The organism is Leptotrichia sp. oral taxon 221 (assembly GCF_018128245.1).
Taxonomy (GTDB): Bacteria; Fusobacteriota; Fusobacteriia; order Fusobacteriales; family Leptotrichiaceae; genus JABCPH02.
In genome coordinates, this window is sequence record NZ_CP072378.1 from 992960 (window position 1) to 1018524 (window position 25565).

Below are 25565 nucleotides of genomic sequence, written 5' to 3' on the forward strand. Positions count from 1 at the left end.
TGTTTATAAATAGAGGTTTAAAACAAGGTGTGGAAATAAATATAAAAATAGTCCTATTTTTGGTTGCCATACAATAGAATGTATGAAAAATATTTTAAAAGAGCATCCTGAAATACAATTTGATGCTAACGAAGTAAGTAATGGAGTTAAGAGCGTTAAATATAGAGTACCAAAAAGAAATTCTGCTCAAGCAATAGAACAGAATAATGGTGTTGTGGAATATAGAGAATTTGTAAAAAATCCTAAAACAGTATACGATACTAGGATATACAAAACGGAAGATTTAACTAAACAAGTTATTAATGAAGTTAAAAATGTTATAACACCAAATGATGTTCAACGAGCATATAGTAATCCAAATCGCAATGTCCCTTTGGATATAAAAATTAATAATCAAAAAATAAGAGTTAATATAAAATCTGATGCTCCAACAGGGGGAATAGAAATAGATGGGTACTATTTTCATGGAAATTAAATAGGAAAAAGAAAGGGAAAAGACATGAAAATCGAAAAAATAAGAACTGATAGTTATTCAATATTAAAAATAAGTAAATATGATTTTTTAGTAAAATTGATTAAGGAAATAGGAAATTTTCCATATGTAGTTTCAAATATATACGAAGATAATTCAACAAAAACTACAATAGTTGAAGATCAGGGTATGTATATTAATAATGGCTGGAATGAAACCGATGAAACAGCATTATATATTTCTGAGTGTAATTCTGATAGTGAAATTAGAGTTTATTATGGTTATGAAGAACTTTTTTCTTATTTTTTAATTTACTATTTTGAAAATATCGTTGATTATGCTAACTTAATAAGCTTTGTTGAACAAGAATTGCATAATTATATAGAATATATGGAAAAATTTAAAAATTTTAGAATAAATGTTGATTTAGAAAATTTATTTAAAAGAGATAAATCAAGAAAATTCTTATTAAAATATAACGAGAAAGAAAATAAATATAATTTGGAGTTTATTAACTATTATACAAAATATATAAATTATTGGGATATTGATATAAAAAAGAAATTTTTTTCTTATCTTCTTGGAAAAGATAGATTAAAAGAATTTATGCTTAACAAAAAGAGAGTTTTTAGAATAAATGGAGTTGATTATTTTCAAATTGAAGAAAAAGAAAAATATTCTGAAATATATAGAATAGAAATAGAAAATGATATTAAAATAGAATATTATTCAAAAGATTTAGAATATGAAAGTTTTGGAAATGTTGGCTTTTTATACAAAGAGAAAAATTTTGATATTGAAAATAAAAATTTAAAATGTAAGGAATTAAATTTTGAACGATATAGAGATAATAGGGATGAAATGAATGTAGAAAGAATTTCAAAAGAAGATTTTTTGAAAGAACTCGAGATTATTGTTAATGCTTATAAAGATATTTATAATGATATTGAAATAGAAGAAATGTTTGAAAATTTTAAAGAAAATTTTTAGACGAAAATATATTTTTACGACAGGTAGCTTAACACAAGAAAGTTTCTAACAAGATATATCACAGTACAGCCTTCATAAACGGAAAATCTAATGAGGAACTAATTCAGTCGATAATGAATAATGCAGCTGATGATGTAAATAAATTCAATGTATCAGCATTGTTATTGAGTGACGAAGATAAATTTGGTAAGGGTAGCAATAATTACACAAAATATGGTGCAACAGAGCATTTAGGCGGAGAAGTAACTGCAAATTCTACTTCAGGAATAAAGGGAAAAAATGTTAAAAACAAGAGGGGTTCAGAGTTCAGAAGGAGGGATAACACATGTAATTAATCCATCCGATCCTGAAACTTTTAAGGCAGCAAAAAAAGGTTCAGTCTTTGTTGAATTTGATATAGATAAAAATATTATTAAACCAGGAGGAAAGGAGAATTGGGGGATAATTCATGGACCAGGTTCTCTAGGTGATAGGCTTAACATAAAAAAAGGATTAGAGGGAATTAAAGAGATGCCAAAAGTTTATAATATTGAAATAAAGAGAGAAAAATAAAATGTCAGAAATTATAAATTTAAAAAATAAAATTGACGATATATTGAAAAAGAAAATAAAAGAATTTCAATTAAAAAATATAGTAATAGATATCGTTAAAAATAATAAAAATGAATATTATTTAATTTTAGAAAAAGAAAAATATTTAGCTTCACTAATAATTGCAGAACCTATTTTTGCACCTTATAAAAATATTTGCTTTGAAGTTTATAGAGTGAGTGATGAAAAAATAATTCTATTTTATTATGATAATGAAAATACCACTTTGCAGCAAAACGTAGAGCAAATAGATAAGATGTTAGACAAATTTATTGAAATAAATTAAAAAATATGTAATGAAAAAGGAGAAAAACGGAAAAATTATCAACAAAAGAATACAATGAACTGTATAAAAAGTACTTTTTAAAGAAGAAGGAAAACAAATAACTAGAACATTAGGTGATGGAAAAGGACTGGAAATATTTAATAAAAATATAAAAGAAATCAATTTTAGAAAGGAAATAATAAAAAATGGAAAAAAATAATCTTGAAAAATTGGAAAATTTGATGTCGAAAAAATATAAAAAACAAATAAGTTTTCAACAATTACAAAAGGAATTTTTAAAAAATGATGATGTAAGAATAGAGTATATAAAAACAGAGTTGGAAAAAGCATATAATGAAAAAAATGGAGACAGCGTATATATTTTAATTTTAGCAATTTACATGTTCAAATTATACAGTGAAAAATTTGTTGATATTTTATGCAAATTAACAAAAGAAGAATGGCATGGAAAACACGAAGATATAGTGTTTTATCTCCAGCAACTAGAATTACCTTCTACGATAGATTGCATTTATGAATTAGCAACTTCAAATTTTGAAAAATACCGTTGGGATGATAATTTTGCACTAGTCAGAAAATGCTGTTTTGCTTTAGGAGATATAAATACTCCTAAGGCGAAAGAAAAATTGGAATTGTTGTTACAGAGTGAAGAAGAGACTATAAGAGAACATGCAATGGAACAGCTGAACAGATGTGACTTTACAAATAAGGATGTTGAATGAAAGGATTAATTATGAAAAAAGAAGAGGAAAGAAATATTTATGCTGTATTTGATGATAAAACAATAAGAGTTTATCAGGCATATAATAATGAAATAGCAGACGAGGCTTTAAAATTAGGAAAGTTTGGAAGTAAATTCAGTCTTACAAGAATGACCTGGATAAAGCCATCATTTTTGTGGATGATGTACAGAAGTGGCTGGGCCAGTAAGCAAGGACAGGAAAGAATATTGGCAATTGACCTAAAAAGGGAAGGATTTGATGAAATAGTGAGAAATTCTGTACTTTCATCTTTTAGGGAAGTTTCTGATTTATCTAAGGAAGAATGGAAAGAAAAACTAGAAAATTCAGAAGTAAGATGTCAATGGGATCCGGATAGGGATATTTACGGCAATCCAATAGGAAGAAGAGCGATACAGCTAGGTATAAAGGGAAAAACAGTAAAAAAATATATAAATGACTGGATTGTAAATATAACGGATATAACTGATAAAGTTATTGAGATGAGAAACAGCATTCAAAATGGAACTTTTTCAGAAGTTATGCTTCCTAAAGAGAAAAAGTATATTTTAAATATCAATGATTAGGTTAATACAATAATTAAATATTTTTCTTGAATTTTATTAAAAAATTTGTGGATAACAATTGACAATTTCACTAAAATAAATTATAATTTAAAAGGATTTTAGCAAATTTATATTTGTTATTTTCTTTTATCATTCAAATAAAGGAAGTTGTGATAACCAATGAAAAAAGTACAATTTATAATAATTTCTACAATTTTATCGTTTGGGTTAATAATTTCAGCGGCGATTGTATCGAATGCAATGGATAAAGCCAATAAAAGTGAGAATAAAATAACTGTAAAGGGTGTGGCGGAAAAGCGAATAAAGGCGGATAAAGCTGTAGTAAATGTAGTATTGTCAGGAGAAAATGTAGTTTTAGATGATCTAAGAAAAGATATCTCTGAAAAAGAAAAAAAATCTTTAGATTTGATAAAAACTTTGGGAATTAGTTCAGAAGATTATAGTATTGAAAATTTAAAAGTAGATCCAGAATTTTCTGAAACAGGGGATAAAATTTTAAAATATAGTGGGTCTGAAAGCATTGTAATTTCTACTGAAAATGTTGAAAAAATTGATGAAATTTATCAAAAATTATTGACATTGAAATTAGAAAATAATAATTTAGAGGTTACAAAACCTGAATATTATATTACAAGTATTGAAAGATACAAAAAAGATTTGCTAGTAGATGCTTCAAAAAATGCAGAATACAAAGCTATAGAAATGTTGAAAGTTAACAATAACGAAATTGCAGGAGTAAAAAATGTAACTCAAGGACAATTTGAGATTTTACCAGATGTGGAAGATACTAAACGTATAAAAGAAGATGAACAAAATCAAATGTATAAAAAATTAAGATCAGTTGTTACAGCTACTTATTTAATAAAGTATTAAAATAGATAAAAATTTAGGAGGAAAAATTTAATGAAACCAGCAGCAGAATTAAGACAAGGAAGTACATATAGAAAGGATAATATCCCTTACTTGATATTAAAAGCTGAAAGACACCAATCAACATCAGGGAAAAGACAAAGAGCAGCAGAAGTAAAATTCAAAACTAAAGAATTAATTTCAGGGAAAATTCAAGAAATTACAGTTTTAGCTACAGATTTGATGGATGATATTATTTTAGATAGAAATCAAATGCAATTTTTATATGAAATTGATGGAGATTACAACTTTATGGATCAAGAAACTTTTGAACAAATTGCATTAACAGCAGAAGATTTAGGAGATGCAGTAAATTTCTTGGAAGAAGAAATGATTATTCAAGTATTGATGTACGAAGGAAGACCAGTTGGAGTTGAATTGCCAAATACGGTAATTAGAGAAATTACTTATACTGAACCAGGATTAAAAGGAGATACAATTGGAAGAGCAACAAAACCTGCGACAATTGCAAATGGATATAGTTTACAAGTGCCTTTATTTGTAGTAATTGGAGACAAAATCAAAATCGATACAAGAACTGGAGAATACATCGAAAGAGCGAATTAAGAACAAAAACTAGAATCAAAATAATAAAGTGAAAGGCTATCGAAAACGGTAGCTTTTTTTGAAAATACAAAATTAAAATTAAATAATTCTTAAAAGAGGGAAAATATGAAAAAAGAAGATAAAATAAAAAGAGTTGAGGAAATGGAAAAAATCATGGATAAATCAGCTGATATTTTTGAAGAAGTAAATGCAGCGTTGGATAAATTAGAAGAAAATTTTTCTGATTATAAAAAGCTTGATGATTATTATAGTAGTGAAAATTGGTTTCAAGATGTGGAAGACTATAATAATGGAACTTTACCACAAGATTTGAAATGTGGTGTTTTGAGTGAAGATGGAGCTTATGATTTATTTGGGGATAATCATGAGTTGGCAATTAGGCTAGTAGAACTTGCAGCAAAAATGTTAAGAAGATAATAAAAGGTTATAAAAATCAAGGGGTTGATTGAAGTGAGAAATAAAATTATAAAAGGGTTAGTTTCTGTATTTTTAATTTTAGGAATATTTTGCTGTTCTAAAAAGGAAGAAAAAAAATTAGATTTAGAGACAGGAATTACTAAAAATGAAAATACAATTTTAGTAGCATCATTTAATGCTTTAAGATTAGGTGAAAAGCAAAAAGATTATCGGTCATTCGTAAAAATTTTATCTAATTTTGATTTGATTGGATTAGAAGAAGTTATGAATGAAAAAGGTGTTAAGAAAACAAAGGCGTATTTGGAAAAATTGACGAAAGAAAAATGGGATTATATTATTTCAGAACATTCTGTTGGGAGTGAGAATTATAGAGAGTTTTATGCTTTTATTTATAGAAAAGAAAAATTTCAAGAAGCGAGAAAGATTGGATTCTACAAAGAAAAAAATGATAATGAATTTATGCGAGAACCTTATGGTGCATATTTTAAAAGTGGAAATTTTGATTTCGTCTTTGTGATTGCTCATTCGATTTTTGGAGATAAGGAGAAACAACGGTTGATTGAAGCGTCAAATTATTTGAATGTTTATGAGTATTTTTCTAAGGAGACAGGAGAAAATGATATAATTATTGCTGGAGATTTTAATCTTTCGGCTGATGATTTAGCATTCAAAAATTTAGCAGTAAAGCGTAATATTTCCTATCTTTTAGATCCAAAAGAAAATTTGACAACACTTTCAGATGATAAATTAGTGAGTTCATACGATAATTTTTTTATAAATCGTGAAAAAACTAAAGAATTTACTGGGAATTCTGGAGTTTATAACTTTATAAAAAACAATAATTATGCTACAATAAAAAAATATGTGTCGGATCATTTGTTAATTTTTTCTGAATATTCGACGTTAGAAGATTTAGACTGATTGAAATAATAAAATTTATGGGAAGGAGAGGTTTTTTTTGAGTAAAAAAATTTATAGAAAAGCTGTCACGATTGGGTTACCAGTAGCATTCGAAAATATGATTTACAGTTTAGTGAGTTTTATTGATGTTTTCATGGTTGGAAAAGAGAATCTTGTATTAGGATTAGGAACAGTTGCGGTGGCAGGATTAGGTTTTGCAAATCAATTATACATGATATTTGCGGTTTCACTGTTTGGTTTAAATAGTGGAGGTGGAATATTTGCTGCACAATTTTTTGGTAATAAAGATTATAAAAATTTGAAAAAATGTTTGGGAATAACTTTATCGATTGGATTTGTTTTTTCGTTGTTGTTTTTAATATTAGGGCTGTTTTTTAATCGAGAAGTAATTAGTGTTTTCACAAATGATACAAAAGTTATTGAAACTGGAGCAAAATATTTAAAGGTTGTTGCTTGGACATATCCGTTAATAGGGATTGGATTTGCTTTTAATATGCAATTACGTGCAATTGGTCAGACAAAATATCCGTTTTATTCAAGTTTGATAGGATTAGTAATAAATTTTGTTTTTAATTCATTACTGATTTTTGGAAATTTTGGATTTCCAGCATTGGGAGTTGTGGGAGCGGCTGTAGCAACGGTTTTATCAAGATTTATATCAACTTTATACATAATTTATATAGTTTATAAATTGAAATTGCCATTAGCAGCTACATTTAAAGAAATGTTTGGATTTACGTGGGAATTTTTTGTGAGAATTTTAAAAGTTTCGCTTCCAGTGTTTGGGCATGAAATAATGTGGGTTTCAGGAGTTAGTATATATGTGGTAATTTATGGAAGAATGGGAACAGAACCTGCTGCCGCAGTTGAAATCGTAAAATCAATAAGTAACTTGATATTTACATTATTATTTGGGCTTTCGAGTGCATCATCAGCAATTATTGGGAATGAAATTGGAGCTGGAAATGAAGAAGGAGCCTATAAAACAGCAATTGCTCTTTTGAAAGCATCGGTAGTTTTAGCAGTAATTATAAGCATAAGTGTGTATTTATTTAGTCCAATTTTATTAAATATTATGCATGTAAAACCAGGAATTTACCCATTAACAAAACAAATATTGATTTCTGAAATGTTTATAATAATTTGTAAATCGATGGGGACAATACTTATTGTAGGAATTTTAAGGGCTGGAGGAGATACATTGTGGACAATGTTTGCTGATTTGTTACCGCTTTGGCTTGTAGCGATTCCTATAACATATATTGCTGGTTTAAAATTAGGATTGCCAATTTCAATTGTATATTTATTTTCAGTAAGTGACGAAGTCGTGAAATTTGTTCCTTGTTTAAGACGATTAAGAAGTAAAAAATGGATAAATAATTTAGTAAAATAGTAGGAGAAAGTTAGATGAATAAAAAATTAATTTTGTTGGGAGCCTTTTTAATTTTGTTCAGTTCGTGTGCGACAATTAAGACGCCACCTTTAGGAGTTAATTTTGAAGGGCCTTTAAGAGATGCTAAAAATGTTGATTTTCATTATGATTTGACATATTTAGATAAAGACGGAAATATAAAATATGATAGAAATATTTGGCAATCGACGTATGATATTGTTGATAATGCAAAGGATTATTTGATAGTTGAGATGTTTTTATTTAATGATATTTATAATAAGAATACAGAGTTATTCCCTGAATTTGCAAAAGAATACACTGCAAGAGTTATTAAGAAAAAGAGAGAAAATCCAAATTTAAAGATTTATGTACTTTCAGATGAAAATAATGACTTGTATGGAGCATTTGAGTATCCATTTATTACAGCTATGAAAAATGAAGGGATAGATGTTATAACAGTTGATATTTATAAATTGAAGGACACATTTCCTTGGTATTCGCCAATATGGAGATCAGTGATTAAGCCATTTGGAAATCCTCAAAATAAAGGTTGGATTCCTAATTTTTATGGACCAATGTGGCCAAAATTAACATTGAGAACAATGTTTAGGGCATTAAATGTAAAAGCAGATCATAGAAAAGTGTTTTTAAATGAAAATGATGCAGTTATAGCAAGTGCTAATATTCATGATCCAAGTTATTTTCATGAAAATGTTGCATTACATACAGATGGAGATGTTACGAAAGATATTTTAAGTGATTTGCAAATGGTAGCTAATTTTTCAAATTCTGAAATTAATATTTCAGAGAATAGTTCTACTGGATCTCTTAATACACCAAATGAAAAGATTTTAAAATCGAAGGAAAAAACAAATGACAATACGATGGAAGGTATAAAAAAAGAGCTTGAGAAAGTAGAAGTTAAAAGAAATATTCCTTTAGTAAATGAAGATCCTGAAGTGAGAAGAATTGAAGAGAAGAAAACAAAATTAGTTGAAAAAAATATAGATTCAAATATTAAAAATGATCCAATAGAGAAAACAGATGAAGATAGAGAAAATAATTATAAAATTCAATATGTGACAGAAGGTGCAATAGGAAAAACTCTTGATGCTGATTTGAAAAGTTTAAAAGCTGGAGATGAAGTGCTAATGGGAATGTATTTCTTAGCAGATAAACCTGTTATTGATGAATTGATAAAAGCAGCAAATAGAGGAGTAAAAGTTAGAATAATTTTTGATAGAAGTAGAGATGCGTTTGGTATGAGTACAAATGGATTGCCAAATAAACCAGTTTCTAAAAAATTGAAGAAAAAAACTAAAGGAAAAATAGAAGTAAAATGGTATTTTACAAATAACGAACAATATCACACAAAAGTTATATTAATGAAGAAAACAGACGGTAGTGTTATAGTAACTACTGGTTCTGCAAATATGATTAGAAAAAATATAAGAGGATACATTATGGATGCGAATCTTCGAGTAGAGACAAATGAGAACTCTAAATTAACAAAAGAAATTTACACATATTTTGATAGATTATGGGAAAACAAAGATGGATTATTTACTATAAATTTTGATGATGAACCAACAACAAGTGCGAAATCTGATTTTATGTATAAATTATTAGATGCTGCTCAACTAGGGTCATTCTAATTATATTTAATACTAAAAATAAGGCAAAAAATATCAAATTATGTTAAAATATTTAAAAATCAAAATTAAAAATAAATAGGTGATGAGGAATGAAAAAAAAGTTAATATTATTAACAGTAATTTTAGCGATAGGTATGATGTCAGTTTCATGCTTTAAGAAAAAAGATAAGAAAGCTGACAAAAAACAAACGCAACAACAAGTTGAAAACAAAGATATCAATACAGATATATTTAATTTAGGAGCACAACAAGCAAATGGAGGAAATCCTGATATTAAAAACTTGACTCCTGAAGAGCAACAAAAATTGATAGACAATCAAATTGATCCAGTAAAAGTATCAGAGGCAATCACAAAAGCTGAAGCTGGAGATAAAGAAGCAATTATGTCATTGTCACAATTATACTTCAATTTAAAAGATAATGAAAAAGTAAAAAAATTCTTACAAATGGGAGTAGACAGAAATTATCCAGAAGCAATCTATAATTTAGCAGTGATCTTGAAACAAGAAGGAAATACTGCAGAAGCTAATAAATTAATGGCTAGATTGCCTAAAAATGTTACTACTGTTGCAAGAGGTGGAAGACAACAAGTACAAGTGAGACAATTGAGAATGAGACCTGGTGCTGAAGAGTTTAACAGAGGAGTTGAATTAGTAAGAGCTAAAAAATATAGTCAAGCAAAAGCTGAATTTGAAAAAGCATATAATAAAGGAATTAAGGATGCTGATGTAAGAATAGCTATGTTAAATAAAGAAATGAAAAACTATCCAGAAGCAATAAAATGGTTGAAAAAAGCAAGTAACCGTGGAGTAAAAGGTACAGATGTTGAAATTGGAGCAATTTTATACGATAATGGAAAACAAGAAGAATCTAGACCATATTTAATAAAATCTTATAATTCAGGAAATAAAGGTCTTGCAGGTGCAATAGCAGCAACTTATCATAAAGAAAAAAATATGTCAGAAGCATTAAAATGGTACAAAATAGCTGCTAAAAATGGTGATAAGAATGCGAAAGAAATTGTTTCTCAATTAGAAAGTGGAGGAAAAGTTGCTGAAACTACAAAAAGAGGTGTAAAATCATTTTTAAATGGTGGAGAAGCTCAAAATGAAAGTTTAACAAAACAAACTCTTAAACAAATAAATAATTCGAATGAATCAAAAGATGCTAATAAAAATGAATTGAAAATTAAAGAAGTAGAAGCACCAAAACATTCAGTAACAGTAAAAGAAGAAAAATCATCAACTCCTGAACAACCAAAACATGAAACTAAAAAAGAAGTAAATGTTGATGAGCTATTGAAAAGTAAAGCTGCAGAGTATAATAAATAGAATAAATATTAATAAAAAATAGGAAGTAAAAATTTAAACTTCCTATTTTTTGTTGCTTAATAAATTTGATTACTAATAGATTTAATTTGAATTTTTTTAAGTCAAATCAATTGATATCATTAATTTTTAGATTTTATATTTTTCCAATCTAAAGTTTTTGAAAATTCTTTTACAAAAGCAATAAAAGTACCTAATAAAAATCCTAAAAAGATTGCTGCCACTAAAACAATTTTCTTGTTAATAGCTGGTTTAGTAATGGAATTTATGTATTTTACAACAGGAGTACTGTCATTTTTCAAAAGTCTATAATAAGCCAGTCTAGAAACTAATGTGTCACTCAAAGCATCTTTAGTAGTTCTAATATCAACATTTTTGCTTAAAAAATCATATTGTTGCTGTAAAAGTTTTAATTGAGCATCAAGAAATGTATTTTTCTTATTCAAAAGATATTTTTGAGATAATTCAACATATTCTTTAGCAAAATTTTCACCTTCAACTTCATTATTAGTAGTGAATTTTACTTTTATTTTTGGGTCATCTTTTTCAGATTGAGCCACAAGATCATTAGAAATCTTTTCTAAATACTTTTCTTCAGGCAATTTTGCATAAGATAAAACTTTCGAATGATCTTTTAAAAATAGATAAAAATCAAAAGAATTTAATGAATATTGAGAATCTTCTCCAATCTCAGTTAAAACCTTGTCATTACCATATAGATTTATTTCAGTTTTGTATGATTTGTTAGTAAAAGCAAATAAAGCCGCTAAAACAGTTGTTATCACTGTAACAATTATAATAAAAGAGATATTTTTATAAATAATTTTTACTATCGTATCAAAACTCACTGATTGATGTTTATTATCTTCCATTTCAAATCCTTTCTTTTAAAATTAATTTTTTACATATCAATTTTACCAAAAAAAGCAAAATATTACAATTGAAAATTTTAAAGAAAATAGAAATTTTTTTATAAATATTTTGAAATATCTAAAAGCAACTCTAAATATAGAATAAACTTTTATAAATTAATATAAATATTATCGGACTTTAAAGAGGAAAAAATTTTTAAATATACCATAAAATATCCTATTTGATAATTAATAACTAGTTAACAATAGAAGCAATGAATATAAAATGAGATAATACAATAATTTTAAATTTCTGATAAAATTCTAAAGAAAATATGCTATAATAACAACCTATATAAATTAGAATTCATACTAAAGATTTATTGGAGGTAAATATAAATGAAAAAATCTAAAAAATTATTAATAATTTTAGCAGGGATGTTGGTACTTTCTAGCTGTACTGTAGCACCTTTAACTGGGAGAAGACAATTAAAATTGGTAAGTGATGAGAGTGTTGTAAATTCGTCAGTTAGTCAATATAGACAATTTATTAACGAAGCTAGTAATAAAGGATTAGTTGTCAATAATACACCAGATGGAAGAAGATTGAAAAATATTGGAAATAGAATGGCGACTGCGGTTGAAACTTATTTGAGAGAGAATGGATTATCTAAAAAGGTTGATAGTCTTCAATGGGAATTTAACTTGATAAAAAGTAATGAAATTAATGCATTTGCGATGCCTGGTGGGAAAATAGCTTTTTATACTGGAATTATGCCAGTGTTGCAAACTGATTCTGGAATTGCATTTGTAATGGGACACGAAATAGGTCATGTGATTGGTGGGCATCATGCTGAAGGTGAAAGTGGAAGACTTGCAGCTGGAGTTGCTTCAACTATAACTGATGTGTTTACTGGTGGAAATGTGATTTCTTCTATTGTAAGTGATGGATTATCTATTGGGCTTTTGAAATTTAATAGAACTCAAGAATATGAAGCAGATAAATATGGAATGATTTTTATGGCTATGGCGGGGTATAATCCTGAAGATGCGATAAAAGCTGAAGAAAGAATGTTGGATGCTGAAAAAGGTGGAAGATCAGTTGAAATTTTATCGACACATCCTAATACAGAAAAACGGATTGAAGCATTGAAAAAATATTTGCCAGAGGCTATGAAATATTATAAAAAATAAAATATAAATATGGAGTGATAAGTTTGAAAAATGTTATAAGTGTTGCACCAATGGTGGATAAAACGGATAGGCATTTTAGGAATTTTGTAAGAATGATAAATAAAGACGTTCAACTTTATACAGAGATGATTACTGCACAAGCAATTATTAATGGAGATTTAGAATATTTGTTGGGATTTGAAGATATTCAACATCCAATTGTATTGCAGATAGCAGCTACTAATCCTGAGGAAGCTTTTGAAGCTGTAAAAAGAGCAGAAGATTATAATTATGATGAAATTAATTTAAATGTGGGTTGTCCTTCTGATAGAGTTTCTGGAAATATGATGGGAGCTTATTTGATGGCATTTCCTGAATTGGTTGGAGATATTGTTACTGCGATTAAAAAAGCTACAAAAAAACCAATTTCGATAAAGCACAGGATTGGAATTGACGGGGAAAAAGTATTGCCTGATAGTTTTGAAAGAACAATAATTGATAAGTATGAAGATATGCTTAATTTTGTAAATGTAACAGAAAAAGCAGGAGTTAATAAATTTATTGTCCATTCTAGAATAGCGATTTTAGCGGGATTAGATCCAAAACAAAATCGTGAGATTCCACCATTGAGACATGAGGAAGTTTATAGATTAAAGAAGGAAAAACCTAATTTACATATAGAGATTAATGGTGGAATAAAAACTATTGAACAAATTGATGAACATTTGAAACATGTGGATTCGGTTATGCTTGGAAGAGAGATTTATGATAATCCGATGATTTTAACTAAGTTTGGCAAATATTATGGTAATGATATAAATATTTCTCGTAAAGAAATTATTGAAAAAATAATTGAGTATAGCAAAAAATTAGAAGAGAAAGGAATTAGACCACATTTGTTTTTGATGCATACGCAAGGCTTATTTCACGGGGTTAGAGGAAGTAAATTTTGGAAAAGAGAAATAAATCATCCAAAAGCTAATTCTGAAACATTAATAAAACTTATGGAAAATATTGAAAATGACTAAAAATTTTAACTTTTCTTTTTTGTATTTTATAGGTATAATATACATGGAAGTAATTTAATATTGTAAAGATTATAAATTAAATAGTATTTTACTATTATGAATATTATAATTTAAAAATTTCGATATTAGATAGATATGAATAATTTTATTGGGAAAATATGGTTGTTATTATTTTAATACTATTATGATTAATAATGGCTATAAATAGTAACAATCATTTTCCGATATTTAGTTAATCTTAATTATACAGATTATTATAATATAAATTAGTTATATTTTATTTAATCAAAAGTATTTAATCAAAAGAAAAAAATAACTTAGTAGGAGAGGTTTTCATGAAAGTAGTAGTAATTGGATGTACGCATGCTGGAACGGCTGCAATTAAAAATTTAAGAGCATTAAATCCTGATGCTGAGGTAACAGTTTTTGAGAGAAATGATAATATTTCATTTTTATCTTGTGGAATTGCATTATATGTAGGTGGAGTTGTTAGTGATCCTAAAGGATTGTTTTATTCGTCACCTGAGAAATTAAAATCATTAGGTGTAAATACTAAAATGAAACATGATGTGAAAAATGTGGATATAAAAGGGAAAAAATTAACAGTTGAGAATTTAGAAACTGGAGAAGTTTTTGATGAGACATTTGATAAATTGATTATAACATCTGGGTCATGGCCTATTATTCCTAGAAATATTGAAGGAATTGATTTGGAAAATGTGTTGTTATGTAAAAATTATAATCATGCTAATGAGATTATTGAAAGAAGTAAATCTGTTAAAAGGGTTGTTGTTGTTGGAGCAGGATATATAGGAGTAGAATTAGTTGAAGCGTTTAGAGATAATGGGAAAGAAGTAATTTTAGTAGATGCTGAAGATAGAATTTTGAGTAAATATTTTGATAAGGAATTTACTGATGTTGCGGAAGAATCATTTAGAGAAAAAGGAATTGTTCTTGCGACTGGAGAAAAAGTTGTTAAAATTGAAGGTGCAAATGGGAAAGTATCAAAAATTGTTACAAATAAAAATGAGTACGAGACAGATATGGTAATTATGTGTATTGGATTCGTGCCAAATACAGCTTTATTTAAAGGTCAATTGGAAATGTTGCCAAATGGTGCAATTAAAGTTGATGAATATATGAGAACGAGTGATAAAGATGTAATGGCGGCTGGAGATTGCTGTTCGGTATTTTATAATCCTTTGAATATGGAAAGATATATTCCACTTGCGACAAATGCAGTTAGAATGGGAACTTTGGCAGGATTGAATTTAGTTGAAAATAAGGCTAAATCACTAGGAACTCAAGGAACTTCTGGAATTAAAATTTATGAAAATAATATGGCGGCTACTGGAATAACAGAAGCGTTGGCTAGAAGTTTGGATCTTGAAATTGAAACTGTTATTGTGACTGATAATTACAGACCTGAGTTTATGCCAACTTATGAAAAAGTAACTTTAAAAGTTGTTTTTGATAAATATACGAGAATTGTATTGGGTGCACAATTGAATTCAAAAGTTGATTTAACACAATCAATTAATACATTATCAGTGTGTATTCAAAATCATATGACTATTGATGATTTGGCATTTGTAGACTTTTTCTTCCAACCACATTATAATAAACCTTGGAATTTTATTAACTTAGCTGGATTAGCAGCGTTAAAATAGAGTTTAACTAGGTAATACTTAAATAAAGAAAGATATGTTTTTATAAGATAAAGACATATCTTTTTTGATACAGAAATATACTGTTTTTAAATTTTCAAAAAAGTATTTAATTTGTTTAAATTTTATGGAATTTAAAAGAATATTAGTATTTACAAAAGTGGTCTAAATTTGATAAAATATATTTAAATCTATTAGTGATTAGATCGATTTATAATTGATTTAAAAGTTAAAGAAAGGAGAGCTGTCCTAAAGAATATTTTAGAAATACAGCAAAAGTATGGAGAATATTTCGAATAAAGTAAATATCAAAGCAATTGGCGTTGGTGGAATGGGAATTAATTTTGTGAATTATATTTTAGAAAATGAAGCTAATAATGTTGAATATTTAAGTATTGATACGGACGTTGAAGCACATAATGGTTGTAAAGCTGAACGAAAGGTATTTTTGGATACAGGTGTAAAAAATTGTACTTGGACTCAAGCTGAAGAAGCTGCCTTGAAATGTTATGATCAATTTGAAGAATTGCTTAAAGGAACGGATATTTTATTTATAATTTCTGGTATGGGAGGTTCTACAGGAAGTGGAATTGCACCTGCAATAGTTGAAATTGCTAAAAAAATGAAAATTTTTACGATATCAATTATTGCAAAACCGTTTTACTCAGAAGGATTTGAGAAGTTGAAGATAGCAAGTATGGGAGTTGAGAAAATTAGAAAAAATACAAATAGTTTGATAATAGTTCCTAATGAAAAGCTATATAATCACATTGATAAAAAACTTTCGTTGCAAGAAGCGTATGATGAAGCTAATTTTTTGATAAAAGAAGGGATAGAAAGTATTATAAACACTGTTACAAAAGTAGGTTTTATGAATTTAGATTTGCGTGACATAAAGGTTGTTTTGGAAAATTCTAAGGATATTGTCATTCGATTGGGTGAAAGTTATGGTGAAAATGCAGAAAATTCAATTGTTGAGCAATTACTTCAAAATAATTTATTTGAAGGGCAATTGGAGGATTCAAAGAAAATACTTTTAAATATAACGGGTGGTAATGATATTTCGTTAGTTGTGATAAAAAATATTATAAGTAATATTTTGTCATATGTAAAGGATCAGAATGCAACATTAATTTGGGGAGTTATTATTAATCCAGAGTTTGATGCTAAAAAGAATAGTTTAAAAGTAGTTTTAATGGCGAGTGTATAAATACTTTATAAAATTTATTTTATTTATAAATTTTAAGGAGGTAGGTTTATGAAAATGAATTCAAATTTTGGAAAAGATGATAAATTTAATAATATTAAAATTTTTTCTGGAGCTCAATTGAAGTATATTGCTTTTTTATCAATGTTAGTTGATCATGTAAATAAAGCTCTAATTTATCCTATGCTAACGGGAAAAGGATTTTTGGATTTTTTAAGTGATTTATTTGATATTTTTGGAAGAATTGCGTTTCCACTTTTTATGTTTTTTCTTGTGGAAGGATTTTTTAAAACTAGAAATAGATTAAGATATCTTTTATATTTAATTATTTTTGGGATTATTTCTGAAATTCCATTTGATTTATGTCAATCAGCAGTTATTTTTCAACCATATTCAAATAATGTGATGTTTACATTGGCTTTAACATTAGTTATGATTTGGATTATTGATGAATTAAGAAGACCTACAAAAATATTTTGGTATCCAATTTCGATAGTAATTGTTTTAGGAACTTGTCTGCTATCAATGATTTTGGGATTAGACTATGAATGGCACGGAATTTTGATAGGATATTTTTTCTATATTTTTTATAATAATCCTATATTTGCGATTATTGGAGGATATCTTTCACTTATAAAAACGCCTTGGGCTTTGTTAGGATTTGGATTGACACTTACCTATAACGGAGAAAGAGGAAAACAAAATAAAATTTTAAATTATTCATTTTATCCTGTGCACTTATTAATTTTAGGGCTTTTGAGATTGTTGTTTAAAGTCTAAAAATATTGAAAAAATGTTTGAAAAAAATTTCTTTCTATTGTATAATTACGAAAGTTAACAAATTTTCGATAAAGAAAATGATTTAGAAAGGAGATGAGTACTAAAATATGGAATTTTATAATTTTAATTATTTAGAAAACCAAAAATTTGTAACGGATAAATTTTTTCTTGTTGTAATTATTTTAGTAATAGCGTTTATATTATTTGCATTTTGGAAATGGTTTAAAGGAAGCATTTCACTTAGAGATAAACAGCTTAGTTTGCTTGGATTGATGTTTATTTTCTTATTTGCATTATATCATTATGATAATTATAGAGCGAAAAATAATGAAGAAAAAGTTTATAAAAATTCAGCGAGTGTAATTAAAAAATTATCTGAAAAATTTAAAGTTAATGAAAATGATATTTTTATAAATACGCCTGAAATAACAGAAGATACTGTTTATAAAATAAAAGATAAATTTTATCAAATTCACTGGGTAGGAAACAATATATTAGTTGAACAAATGACAGTTCCTTATGTGGATGAAGTTAAAACAATTAAAGAATAATAGCATTTAAGCTGAAAAAATATAAAAGAAAGGAAGATGATGTAATTTTGGATTTTATAATTCTTGTTGCAATAAAACTTACAATTGGATTTATTGCATTAGTTTTGTTTATGAATTTAAATGGACGCAGCCAACTGGCACCAACATCAACAGAAGATCAAATAGGTAATTATGTCCTTGGGGGAATTATTGGTGGTGTAATTTATAGTCCAAATATATCAATAATTCAATTTTTAATAGTTCTTTTGATATGGGGACTTTTAATGACAGTAACTGATTTTCTAAAAAATACAAATAAGAGCGTAAAAAAAATGATAGATGGACAAGTTGTATACTTAATAAGAGATGGAAAAATGCTAACAGAAAATTTTGCACAAGCGACACTTTCAATTCCTGATTTTTACACAAAGTTGAGAACAAAAGGTGTTATGCAAATATCAGATATAGAAGAAGCTTTTATGGAATCAAATGGACAACTTATCGTTATAAAAAAAGGTGAAGACGGTTATTCAAATTTATTAGTTTCTGAAGGGAATATACAAGAGGATAACTTGAAACATATTGGAAAAGATGATGATTGGTTGAAGGAAGAATTGGCAAAATATAACATTACTGATTTAAGTGAACTTTTTATTGTTGAGTATAGCGGTGATGGTAAATTATTTATTGTTAAAAAATAAATTCATATTGAAAAATATTGTATAGAAGATATTGAAGTTGATATTATAAAAAATTAACATATGAAAATAAAAGAAGAGGCCCGAAAGCCTCTTTTTATAATATATTTACATGTTAAAGTATTTACAGAATGGTTGTGAGAAAACAATTGCACTAACCGTAGCTTCTGGATACATCATATGTTCCTCAGTTAGTCTAATTCCAAATCTTTCTGGTTTCAATAATCTGAATAATTTATCTTGATCTTCTAAATTTGGACAAGCTGGATATCCAAATGAATAACGATTTCCTTGATATTGTGCTTTCAAAATATCTTCTATATTTATATCTTTATCAATAATTCCAACTTCTTTTCTCATTAATTGATGCACATATTCAGAAGTAGCTTCAGCTAATTCAAGACCGATAGAGTTTACAATATGCCCTCTATAAAATTCACCTTTTTCTTTCATTTCGTTTGAAACGATTCTTGATTTTTCTCCAGCAGTTGCCACAAAGAATCCAATATAATCAATTCCTTCAGGAGAAACATAATCATTCAATGATAAATATTGTCCCCATTTTTGTCTTGGGAAATCAAAAGTTTCTAAAACTGTTGATAAATCATCTGAAAGAATTTCAATTTTCCCATCTTTAGACTTTCTACTAGGAAAGAATTTATAAATTGCTTTAATATCAAAATAATCATCACCATGATTAATAATATCCACAATTTCATTATACAATTTAACTGCTCTAGGATCCTGTTTTTCAAGCATATCAGTTACAATCCACTTCATTCCCAAATGCTTTCCAATTAACATTTGTAAATTAATATATTTAAAAACATCTTTAGCCTTAATGTTTGTAATAATTTGCTTATTCAAAGTAGTCGGCTTATAAATTTTCTCAAAATTATATTCAGGTAATTTTACTTTAGAAAAATCAAAAGTTCCGTCTTTATCTTTAATATCACTAACTGTAGGTTTCACTTTCAAATTCTCCAACGCTTTTTCGTCTTTAATCAACAATAAATCCCTTCTCTTTTGCAAATATTCCTTAAACTCTTCAAATTTTTCAAGAACAATCATTTTATTCAAATCTGATAGAGCCGTCATCGCATCTTTTGAGTAAATAACAATGTTATTTTTGTATGATGGCTCAATTTTATTAATTGTGAATTTTTCAGTAAGTGCAGCACCACCAACAAATATAGGGATATCAATTCCAGCTTCTCTTAAAACAGCTACAGTATTTACCATTTCAGACGCAGATTTTACTAATAATCCTGAAAGTCCTAAAAAGTCAGCTTTCTCATTGATTACAGCTTCTCTAATTTTTTCAGCAGGTGTATTAATTCCCAAATCAAGTACGTCATATCCGTTATTTCCGATGATAATTCCAACAAGGTTTTTCCCAATATCATGAACGTCACCTTTAACAGTTGCCATTATAACTTTACCTTTACTTGAAGACTCTGTTTTTTCCATAAATTGCTCCAAATACGAAACAGAAGCCTTCATAACTTCAGCACTTTGTAATACTTCAGCAACAATCAAGTCGTTATTATTAAATAATTTTCCAACTTCATCCATTCCAGTCATCAAAGGCCCGTTAATTATCTCTAATGGGGAATATTTTTGTAACAATATATCCAATAAAGCATTCAAATCCTTTTTACTTCCTTCAACAACAAGATTTGCAACTTTTTCTTCAGGTGTCATTTTATCATCATCTAATTTCTTTTTAACAGAACCTTTTTTCTCACGATAAAAAGCTACAAAATTAGCAACTGTGTCATCATTCGTATTAAATAGCAATTCTTCCGATAATTTTTTTTCTTTATCAGAAATTTCATCCATTGGAATAATTTTTTCAGTATTAACAATCGCAAAATCAAGTCCAGCTTCATAAGCCTTGTTCATGTAATAAGTATTCAACACTTCACGACCTGCAATCGGAAGTCCAAACGAAATATTACTTACTCCTAAAATAGTTTTTACATTTGGCATTTCTTTTTTTATCTCTCTAATCGCTTCAGTCGTAGCAGTAGCAGATCCAATATATTTTTGATCACCTGTCGCAACTGGGAATACAAGCGTATCAAATATGATATCTCTCTCATCAATTCCATATTTCTTAGTTAATAACTCATAACTTCTTCTAGCAACTTTAATTTTTTTCTCAAGCGAAACAGCCATTCCTTCCTCATCAATCAATCCAACAACGACAGCTGCTCCAAAATCTTTAATTAATTTTGCCATTTTTTCAAATTTCTTTTCTCCGTCTTCTAAATTGATTGAATTTATAATTCCTTTCCCTTGAAGATAAGTAAGCCCTTCACGAATTACGTTAATATCCGTAGAATCCAACATTATAGGTACTTTTGCAAATTTTGAAACTTTTTCCAAGAAATTTTTCATATCGCTAATTTCATCTCTATCAGGATTTGCAAGACAAACATCAATTACATCTGCATCTCCTTTAATTTGCAATCTAGCAACTTCTGTTGCTTCATCAAATTTTTCATTAGCAATTAAATTTTTGAAAATACGAGAACCAATAACATTTGTTCTTTCTCCAACATAAATTGGTCTATCTTTTGGTACTTCCAAAGTAATCAACCCTGTAACAGAATTTTCATTTTTATTTTCATCAATAACTCTAGGATCATACCCAATACTTTTATCTTTAATCGCTTTTATAAACGCAGGAGTAGTTCCACAACAACCTCCAACAATATTTAAAAATTTATTTTGGAAGAAAGGTTCTATTTTAGCTGCCAATGTGCTTGGAGTTTCTTCGTATTGACCTTCTTCGTTTGGAAGTCCAGCATTAGGATATACAGAAATATATGTATTTGACACTTCATTTAATTTTTTCAAAAATTGTGTCATAAATTCAGGTCCAGTTGCACAGTTCAATCCTACAGAAAGTGGATTCATATGATGAACAGCATAATAGAATGCATCTGCCGTTTGCCCAGCAAGAGTAGTTCCAGTACTTTCAATCGTAAACGATAACATCAATGGAACATAATAATTTTCATCCATTGCCTTTTCCAACCCTAAATATGCAGCTTTCAAGTTTCTAGTATCTTGTATTGTTTCAAATAGAATTAAATCAACACCTCCAGCTAAAAGCCCTGAAACTGCAGTATAATAAGAATGTATCAATTCCTCAAAAGTAACTCCACCTGTAACACTAATCGATTTATTCGAAGGCCCTAAAGCTCCAGCCACATATAAATTTCTAGTTTCATTTGGATTTTCAGCTTTATACTCATTAATCGCTTTTCTAGCAATTTCAGCCGCAGTTTTATTCATTTCAAAAACTTTATCTTCCAAATCGTAATCTTTTAATACAATATCCAACGCTCCAAAAGTGTTAGTTTCAATAATATCACTTCCAGCCTTTAAATATTGTTTATGTATATTTTTTATAATTTCCGGTCTTTGCAACACAAGATAATCATTACAACCTTCATATTTTTCTCCACCGAAATCTTCAGCAGTCAAATTTTCTTGTTGTAACATTGTTCCCATTGCTCCGTCTAGCAACAGAATTCGATTTTTTAAATCTTGTTGTAACAAATTATATGATTCAATATATTTTTTTTCTTTTAACATAAATAATGCAATCTCTCCTTTTTATAAATTAAAATTATCAGAATTATTTTATCATAAAAATAGTCATGTGTATATACATTTAACAATATATTTTAATAATTCAGCTATAAATAATAATAATTACTAAAAAATATAAAAAAAACAATGTCAAATATATAAAATATATTTAATCAAAAATTCCTTATTTTATCGACAAAAAAATTTTTTTAGATACTGCTTAATTTTTTTTTAATTAAATTCTAATTGAAAAAATTCTAAAATAGAAGTATACTACATATGAGAAAAGATTTTTGAAGAAAACACAAGATATTGTGTTTTTTTAGTTGAAATTAATAGATTTAGTAAAAGGAAGTGTTTTAGATGAAAAAATTAATTAAATTTGAAAAAAATGATTGTAATCCGTGTGCAATGGTATCGGAATTTTTAGATAAAAAGGGTGTTAGCTATGAAAGAGTGAATGCTTTTGATAATCCTGAAATGGCTATGAAATATAGAGTAAGAACAGTTCCAACTGTTGTTTTAGTTGACGGTGAAACTGAAATTAAAAGAAGTATGGGATTTAAAGTAGAAGAATTGAATGAACTTTTGGCAGAAGCAGAATTAGATTAATTATAAATTATTCACGAAAAGAGATGATATAAATTATGGTTATATATTACGATTCAAAAACTGGAAATGTTCAACGATTTGTAAATAAGGTGAAAAAAGAGAGACCTAACTGGAAATTTGTGAAAATTGATTCTGAGATGAAAGTGGATGAAGAAGGTCATTTACTAACATTTACAACTAAAATTGGAGAAACTCCAATTCCAACGAGTGAATTTTTAGAAAAAAATAGTAAATATATAAAATCAATAAGTTCTAGTGGAAATATGAACTGGGGTGTTTTTTTTGCAGTGGCAGCTGATAAAATGAGTGAAAAATATGGAATTCCAGTTTGTATGAAATTTGAGTTATCGGGAACGCATGTTGAAGTAGAGCACTTTATTGAATATGTTGAAAAAAATTAGTATAAATTCAAGAATGTAACAAAAATTTAAAGTAAATTAAGAGAGTAAGGAGAATAGGTAAAAAATGGTTGATAACAGAGCTAAAAAATGGATATACTTAAATAATGAAATAATGGTTAAAAAAGGTGAAGATTTTCAGCTTGAAAAGGATAAAGAAGCTGTTTATTCATATTTTGTGGATTATGTAAATAAAAATACTGTATTTTTTCACAATTTAGAAGAAAAAATGAGATATTTAATAAAAAATGACTATTATATCGATTTTTATCAAATGTATAGTCATGATGAAATTAAAGAGCTTTTTAAAATGGTTTATGATAAGAAATTTAGATTCGCTTCATTTATGAGTGCTTCCAAATTTTATCAAAGTTATGCATTGATGGATGATACTGGAGAGAAATTTTTAGAGAGATATGAGGATAGAATTTCGGCTGTTTCATTGTATTTAGCACAAGGGAACTTTGAGAAGGCAAAAGAATATGCTTTGATGTTAATAAATCAAGAATATCAACCAGCTACTCCTACTTTTTTGAATTCTGGGAAAAAGAGATCTGGAGAACTTGTTTCTTGCTTTCTAGATGAAATGGGAGATAATTTGAGTGGAATTGGATATATTTTTGATTCATCTATGAAATTGTCTTCGATTGGTGGAGGAGTTGCGATTAACTTGTCTAAAATTAGAGCAAGAGGTGAATCTATAAAAGGTGTAGAAGGTAGGGCCTCTGGAGTTTTACCAATTATGAAAATTTTAGAAGATATTTTTTCTTATGCAAATCAATTGGGACAAAGAGCTGGAGCTGGGGCAGTTTACTTGAATGTATTTCACTCAGATATTAATGAATTTTTAGATAGTAAAAAAATAAATGTCGATGAAAAAATTAGAATAAAATCACTATCAATCGGAGTTATCGTTCCAGACAAATTTATGCAGTTAGCAATGGAAGATGAAGTTTGCTATACATTTAATCCACACACAGTATTTCTAGAATATGGACAATACTTGGATGAAATGGATATGAATGAAATGTACGAAAAATTAGTTGATAATCCAAATGTTAAAAAGAAAAAAATAAACGCAAGAGAACTTCTTGTAAAAATTTCTCAAACGCAAAAAGAAAGCGGATACCCTTATTTGTTCTTTAAAGATAATGCAAATAAAGAACATGCTTTGAAAGAGATTGGATCAGTTAAATTCTCAAATTTGTGTACTGAAATAATGCAATTATCAGAAGTTTCAGACATTAATGCTTACTATGAAGAAGATACGATAAGAAGAGGAATATCATGTAATTTAGGTTCATTAAATATTGCAACTGTTATGGAAAATAAGAGAATAAAAGAAGCTACAAAAGCTGCAATTGATTCACTTACAATGGTTTCAGATTTAACAAACATCGATGTTGTTCCGACAATTAAAAAAGCAAATGAGGAATTACATTCTGTAGGACTTGGAGCAATGAACTTACATGGATTTTTAGCTAAAAATTTCATTATGTATGAAAGCAAAGAAGCACTTGATTTCTGTAATGTATTCTTTATGATGGTTAATTTTTATTCATTGGAAAGATCAATGGAAATCGCAAAAGAAAGAGGAGAAACATTCAAAGATTTTGAAAAATCTGAATACGCCAACGGAAACTACTTCAATAAATATGTAACAAAAGAATACATACCTCAAACAGAAAAAGTAAAATCACTATTTGAAGGAATTTACATCCCAACAAAAGAAGACTGGGCAAACTTAAAAAAGCAAGTAATGAAACACGGGGTCTACAACGCCTATCGAATGGCAATCGCTCCAAACCAGTCAACATCCTACATAATGAACTCGACAGCCTCAGTAATGCCAGTAGTTGACACAATCGAAGTAAGAGAATACGGAGACAGCACAACTTTCTACCCAATGCCGTACCTGACAAACGACAACTACTTCTTCTATAAGTCAGCATACGATATGGATCAAAAAAATATCTTGAAACTGATTTCTGTAATCCAAAGACACGTAGATCAGGGAATTTCGACTATTTTGTATACGAAGAGTACAGATAGCACTAGAGATTTAGCTAGACTTTATATTTATGCACATAGATTGGGGTTGAAGTCGCTTTATTATACTCGGACTAGGAAGGCGACTATTGAGGAGTGTGTGAGTTGTTCGGTATAAATAATTGAAAGTT

Annotated in this window: 26 protein-coding genes; 24 read left to right on the forward strand and 2 right to left on the reverse strand. The window is 27.8% G+C overall.

Going from position 1 to position 25565, the window contains the following annotated elements; all coding sequences use genetic code 11:
- Window positions 1-82: 82 nt before the first annotated feature.
- The 14 genes from J4863_RS04350 (at window position 83) to J4863_RS04415 (ending at window position 10838) form a co-directional block, all read left to right on the forward strand.
- Window positions 83-475, forward strand: coding sequence for a hypothetical protein (locus J4863_RS04350; protein WP_211619235.1), 393 nt, complete (start codon window positions 83-85; stop codon window positions 473-475).
- Between the two features lie 24 nt (window positions 476-499).
- Complete coding sequence (locus J4863_RS04355; protein WP_211619236.1) at window positions 500-1462, forward strand: hypothetical protein; 963 nt, start codon at window positions 500-502, stop codon at window positions 1460-1462.
- Window positions 1463-1575: 113 nt separating this feature from the next.
- Complete coding sequence (locus J4863_RS04360) at window positions 1576-1797, forward strand: hypothetical protein (RefSeq protein ID WP_211619237.1); 222 nt, start codon at window positions 1576-1578, stop codon at window positions 1795-1797.
- Window positions 1742-2014 (forward strand): hypothetical protein, encoded by a 273-nt coding sequence (locus J4863_RS04365; RefSeq protein ID WP_211619238.1) that lies wholly within the window; start codon window positions 1742-1744, stop codon window positions 2012-2014. Before J4863_RS04360 ends, J4863_RS04365 begins: the two co-directional genes overlap by 56 nt.
- A gap of 1 nt (window position 2015) precedes the next feature.
- Window positions 2016-2339 (forward strand): hypothetical protein, encoded by a 324-nt coding sequence (locus tag J4863_RS04370; RefSeq protein WP_211619239.1) that lies wholly within the window; start codon window positions 2016-2018, stop codon window positions 2337-2339.
- 185 nt (window positions 2340-2524) lie between these two features.
- Window positions 2525-3061, forward strand: coding sequence for a HEAT repeat domain-containing protein (locus J4863_RS04375; protein ID WP_211619240.1), 537 nt, complete (start codon window positions 2525-2527; stop codon window positions 3059-3061).
- Window positions 3058-3645, forward strand: a complete 588-nt coding sequence (locus J4863_RS04380; protein ID WP_211619241.1) for a DUF4291 domain-containing protein — start codon at window positions 3058-3060, stop codon at window positions 3643-3645. The genes J4863_RS04375 and J4863_RS04380 overlap by 4 nt, the downstream gene beginning before the upstream one ends.
- Window positions 3646-3804: 159 nt before the next feature.
- Window positions 3805-4518, forward strand: coding sequence for an SIMPL domain-containing protein (locus tag J4863_RS04385; protein ID WP_211619242.1), 714 nt, complete (start codon window positions 3805-3807; stop codon window positions 4516-4518).
- Window positions 4519-4548: 30 nt separating this feature from the next.
- On the forward strand, window positions 4549-5121 hold the full coding sequence (gene efp / locus J4863_RS04390) for an elongation factor P (RefSeq protein WP_211619243.1): 573 nt from the start codon (window positions 4549-4551) through the stop codon (window positions 5119-5121).
- Between the two features lie 105 nt (window positions 5122-5226).
- Window positions 5227-5538, forward strand: a complete 312-nt coding sequence (locus J4863_RS04395) for a DUF4298 domain-containing protein (RefSeq protein WP_211619244.1) — start codon at window positions 5227-5229, stop codon at window positions 5536-5538.
- A 33-nt stretch (window positions 5539-5571) separates the two neighbouring features.
- Window positions 5572-6459 (forward strand): endonuclease/exonuclease/phosphatase family protein, encoded by an 888-nt coding sequence (locus J4863_RS04400; protein WP_211619245.1) that lies wholly within the window; start codon window positions 5572-5574, stop codon window positions 6457-6459.
- A 37-nt stretch (window positions 6460-6496) separates the two neighbouring features.
- On the forward strand, window positions 6497-7852 hold the full coding sequence (locus J4863_RS04405; protein ID WP_249111575.1) for an MATE family efflux transporter: 1356 nt from the start codon (window positions 6497-6499) through the stop codon (window positions 7850-7852).
- A gap of 14 nt (window positions 7853-7866) precedes the next feature.
- On the forward strand, window positions 7867-9507 hold the full coding sequence (locus tag J4863_RS04410; RefSeq protein WP_211619246.1) for a phospholipase D-like domain-containing protein: 1641 nt from the start codon (window positions 7867-7869) through the stop codon (window positions 9505-9507).
- Window positions 9508-9596: 89 nt separating this feature from the next.
- A complete protein-coding gene (locus J4863_RS04415) occupies window positions 9597-10838 on the forward strand; it encodes a tetratricopeptide repeat protein (RefSeq protein WP_211619247.1) in 1242 nt (413 codons plus the stop codon).
- Between the two features lie 119 nt (window positions 10839-10957).
- Here the strand turns inward: J4863_RS04415 and J4863_RS04420 are convergent, their stop codons facing one another.
- Window positions 10958-11707, reverse strand: a complete 750-nt coding sequence (locus tag J4863_RS04420) for a lipopolysaccharide biosynthesis protein (protein WP_211619248.1) — start codon at window positions 11705-11707, stop codon at window positions 10958-10960.
- A 378-nt stretch (window positions 11708-12085) separates the two neighbouring features.
- Here J4863_RS04420 and J4863_RS04425 point away from each other — a divergent pair, with 378 nt between their 5' ends.
- The 7 genes from J4863_RS04425 to J4863_RS04455 all read left to right on the forward strand — a co-directional run bounded on the left by J4863_RS04425 (window position 12086) and on the right by J4863_RS04455 (window position 18772).
- Window positions 12086-12880 (forward strand): M48 family metallopeptidase, encoded by a 795-nt coding sequence (locus J4863_RS04425; RefSeq protein WP_211619249.1) that lies wholly within the window; start codon window positions 12086-12088, stop codon window positions 12878-12880.
- Window positions 12881-12903: 23 nt separating this feature from the next.
- Window positions 12904-13887 carry a tRNA dihydrouridine(20/20a) synthase DusA gene (dusA, locus tag J4863_RS04430; RefSeq protein WP_371815581.1) on the forward strand — a complete coding sequence of 328 codons (984 nt, stop codon included), beginning with the start codon at window positions 12904-12906 and terminating at the stop codon, window positions 13885-13887.
- A 335-nt stretch (window positions 13888-14222) separates the two neighbouring features.
- Complete coding sequence (locus tag J4863_RS04435) at window positions 14223-15557, forward strand: FAD-dependent oxidoreductase (protein ID WP_211619251.1); 1335 nt, start codon at window positions 14223-14225, stop codon at window positions 15555-15557.
- A 277-nt stretch (window positions 15558-15834) separates the two neighbouring features.
- A complete protein-coding gene (locus tag J4863_RS04440; RefSeq protein WP_211619252.1) occupies window positions 15835-16764 on the forward strand; it encodes a cell division protein FtsZ in 930 nt (309 codons plus the stop codon).
- A 48-nt stretch (window positions 16765-16812) separates the two neighbouring features.
- Complete coding sequence (locus tag J4863_RS04445) at window positions 16813-17541, forward strand: TraX family protein (protein ID WP_249111576.1); 729 nt, start codon at window positions 16813-16815, stop codon at window positions 17539-17541.
- A gap of 107 nt (window positions 17542-17648) precedes the next feature.
- Window positions 17649-18092, forward strand: a complete 444-nt coding sequence (locus tag J4863_RS04450; protein ID WP_178937640.1) for a DUF3290 family protein — start codon at window positions 17649-17651, stop codon at window positions 18090-18092.
- A 47-nt stretch (window positions 18093-18139) separates the two neighbouring features.
- A complete protein-coding gene (locus J4863_RS04455; protein ID WP_211619253.1) occupies window positions 18140-18772 on the forward strand; it encodes a DUF421 domain-containing protein in 633 nt (210 codons plus the stop codon).
- Window positions 18773-18877: 105 nt separating this feature from the next.
- Here J4863_RS04455 and metH read toward each other — a convergent pair whose 3' ends face one another.
- Window positions 18878-22378: a methionine synthase gene (gene metH / locus J4863_RS04460; RefSeq protein WP_211619254.1), complete on the reverse strand. Its 3501-nt coding sequence runs from the start codon at window positions 22376-22378 to the stop codon at window positions 18878-18880.
- Between the two features lie 360 nt (window positions 22379-22738).
- On the opposite strand from metH, the gene J4863_RS04465 reads away from it, so the two are divergent.
- The 3 genes from J4863_RS04465 to nrdE all read left to right on the forward strand — a co-directional run bounded on the left by J4863_RS04465 (window position 22739) and on the right by nrdE (window position 25552).
- Window positions 22739-22987 (forward strand): thioredoxin family protein, encoded by a 249-nt coding sequence (locus J4863_RS04465; RefSeq protein WP_211619255.1) that lies wholly within the window; start codon window positions 22739-22741, stop codon window positions 22985-22987.
- Between the two features lie 35 nt (window positions 22988-23022).
- Window positions 23023-23388 carry a class Ib ribonucleoside-diphosphate reductase assembly flavoprotein NrdI gene (gene nrdI, locus J4863_RS04470; RefSeq protein ID WP_211619256.1) on the forward strand — a complete coding sequence of 122 codons (366 nt, stop codon included), beginning with the start codon at window positions 23023-23025 and terminating at the stop codon, window positions 23386-23388.
- Window positions 23389-23452: 64 nt separating this feature from the next.
- Complete coding sequence (gene nrdE, locus J4863_RS04475; RefSeq protein ID WP_211619257.1) at window positions 23453-25552, forward strand: class 1b ribonucleoside-diphosphate reductase subunit alpha; 2100 nt, start codon at window positions 23453-23455, stop codon at window positions 25550-25552.
- The last annotated feature ends 13 nt before the right edge of the window (window positions 25553-25565 follow it).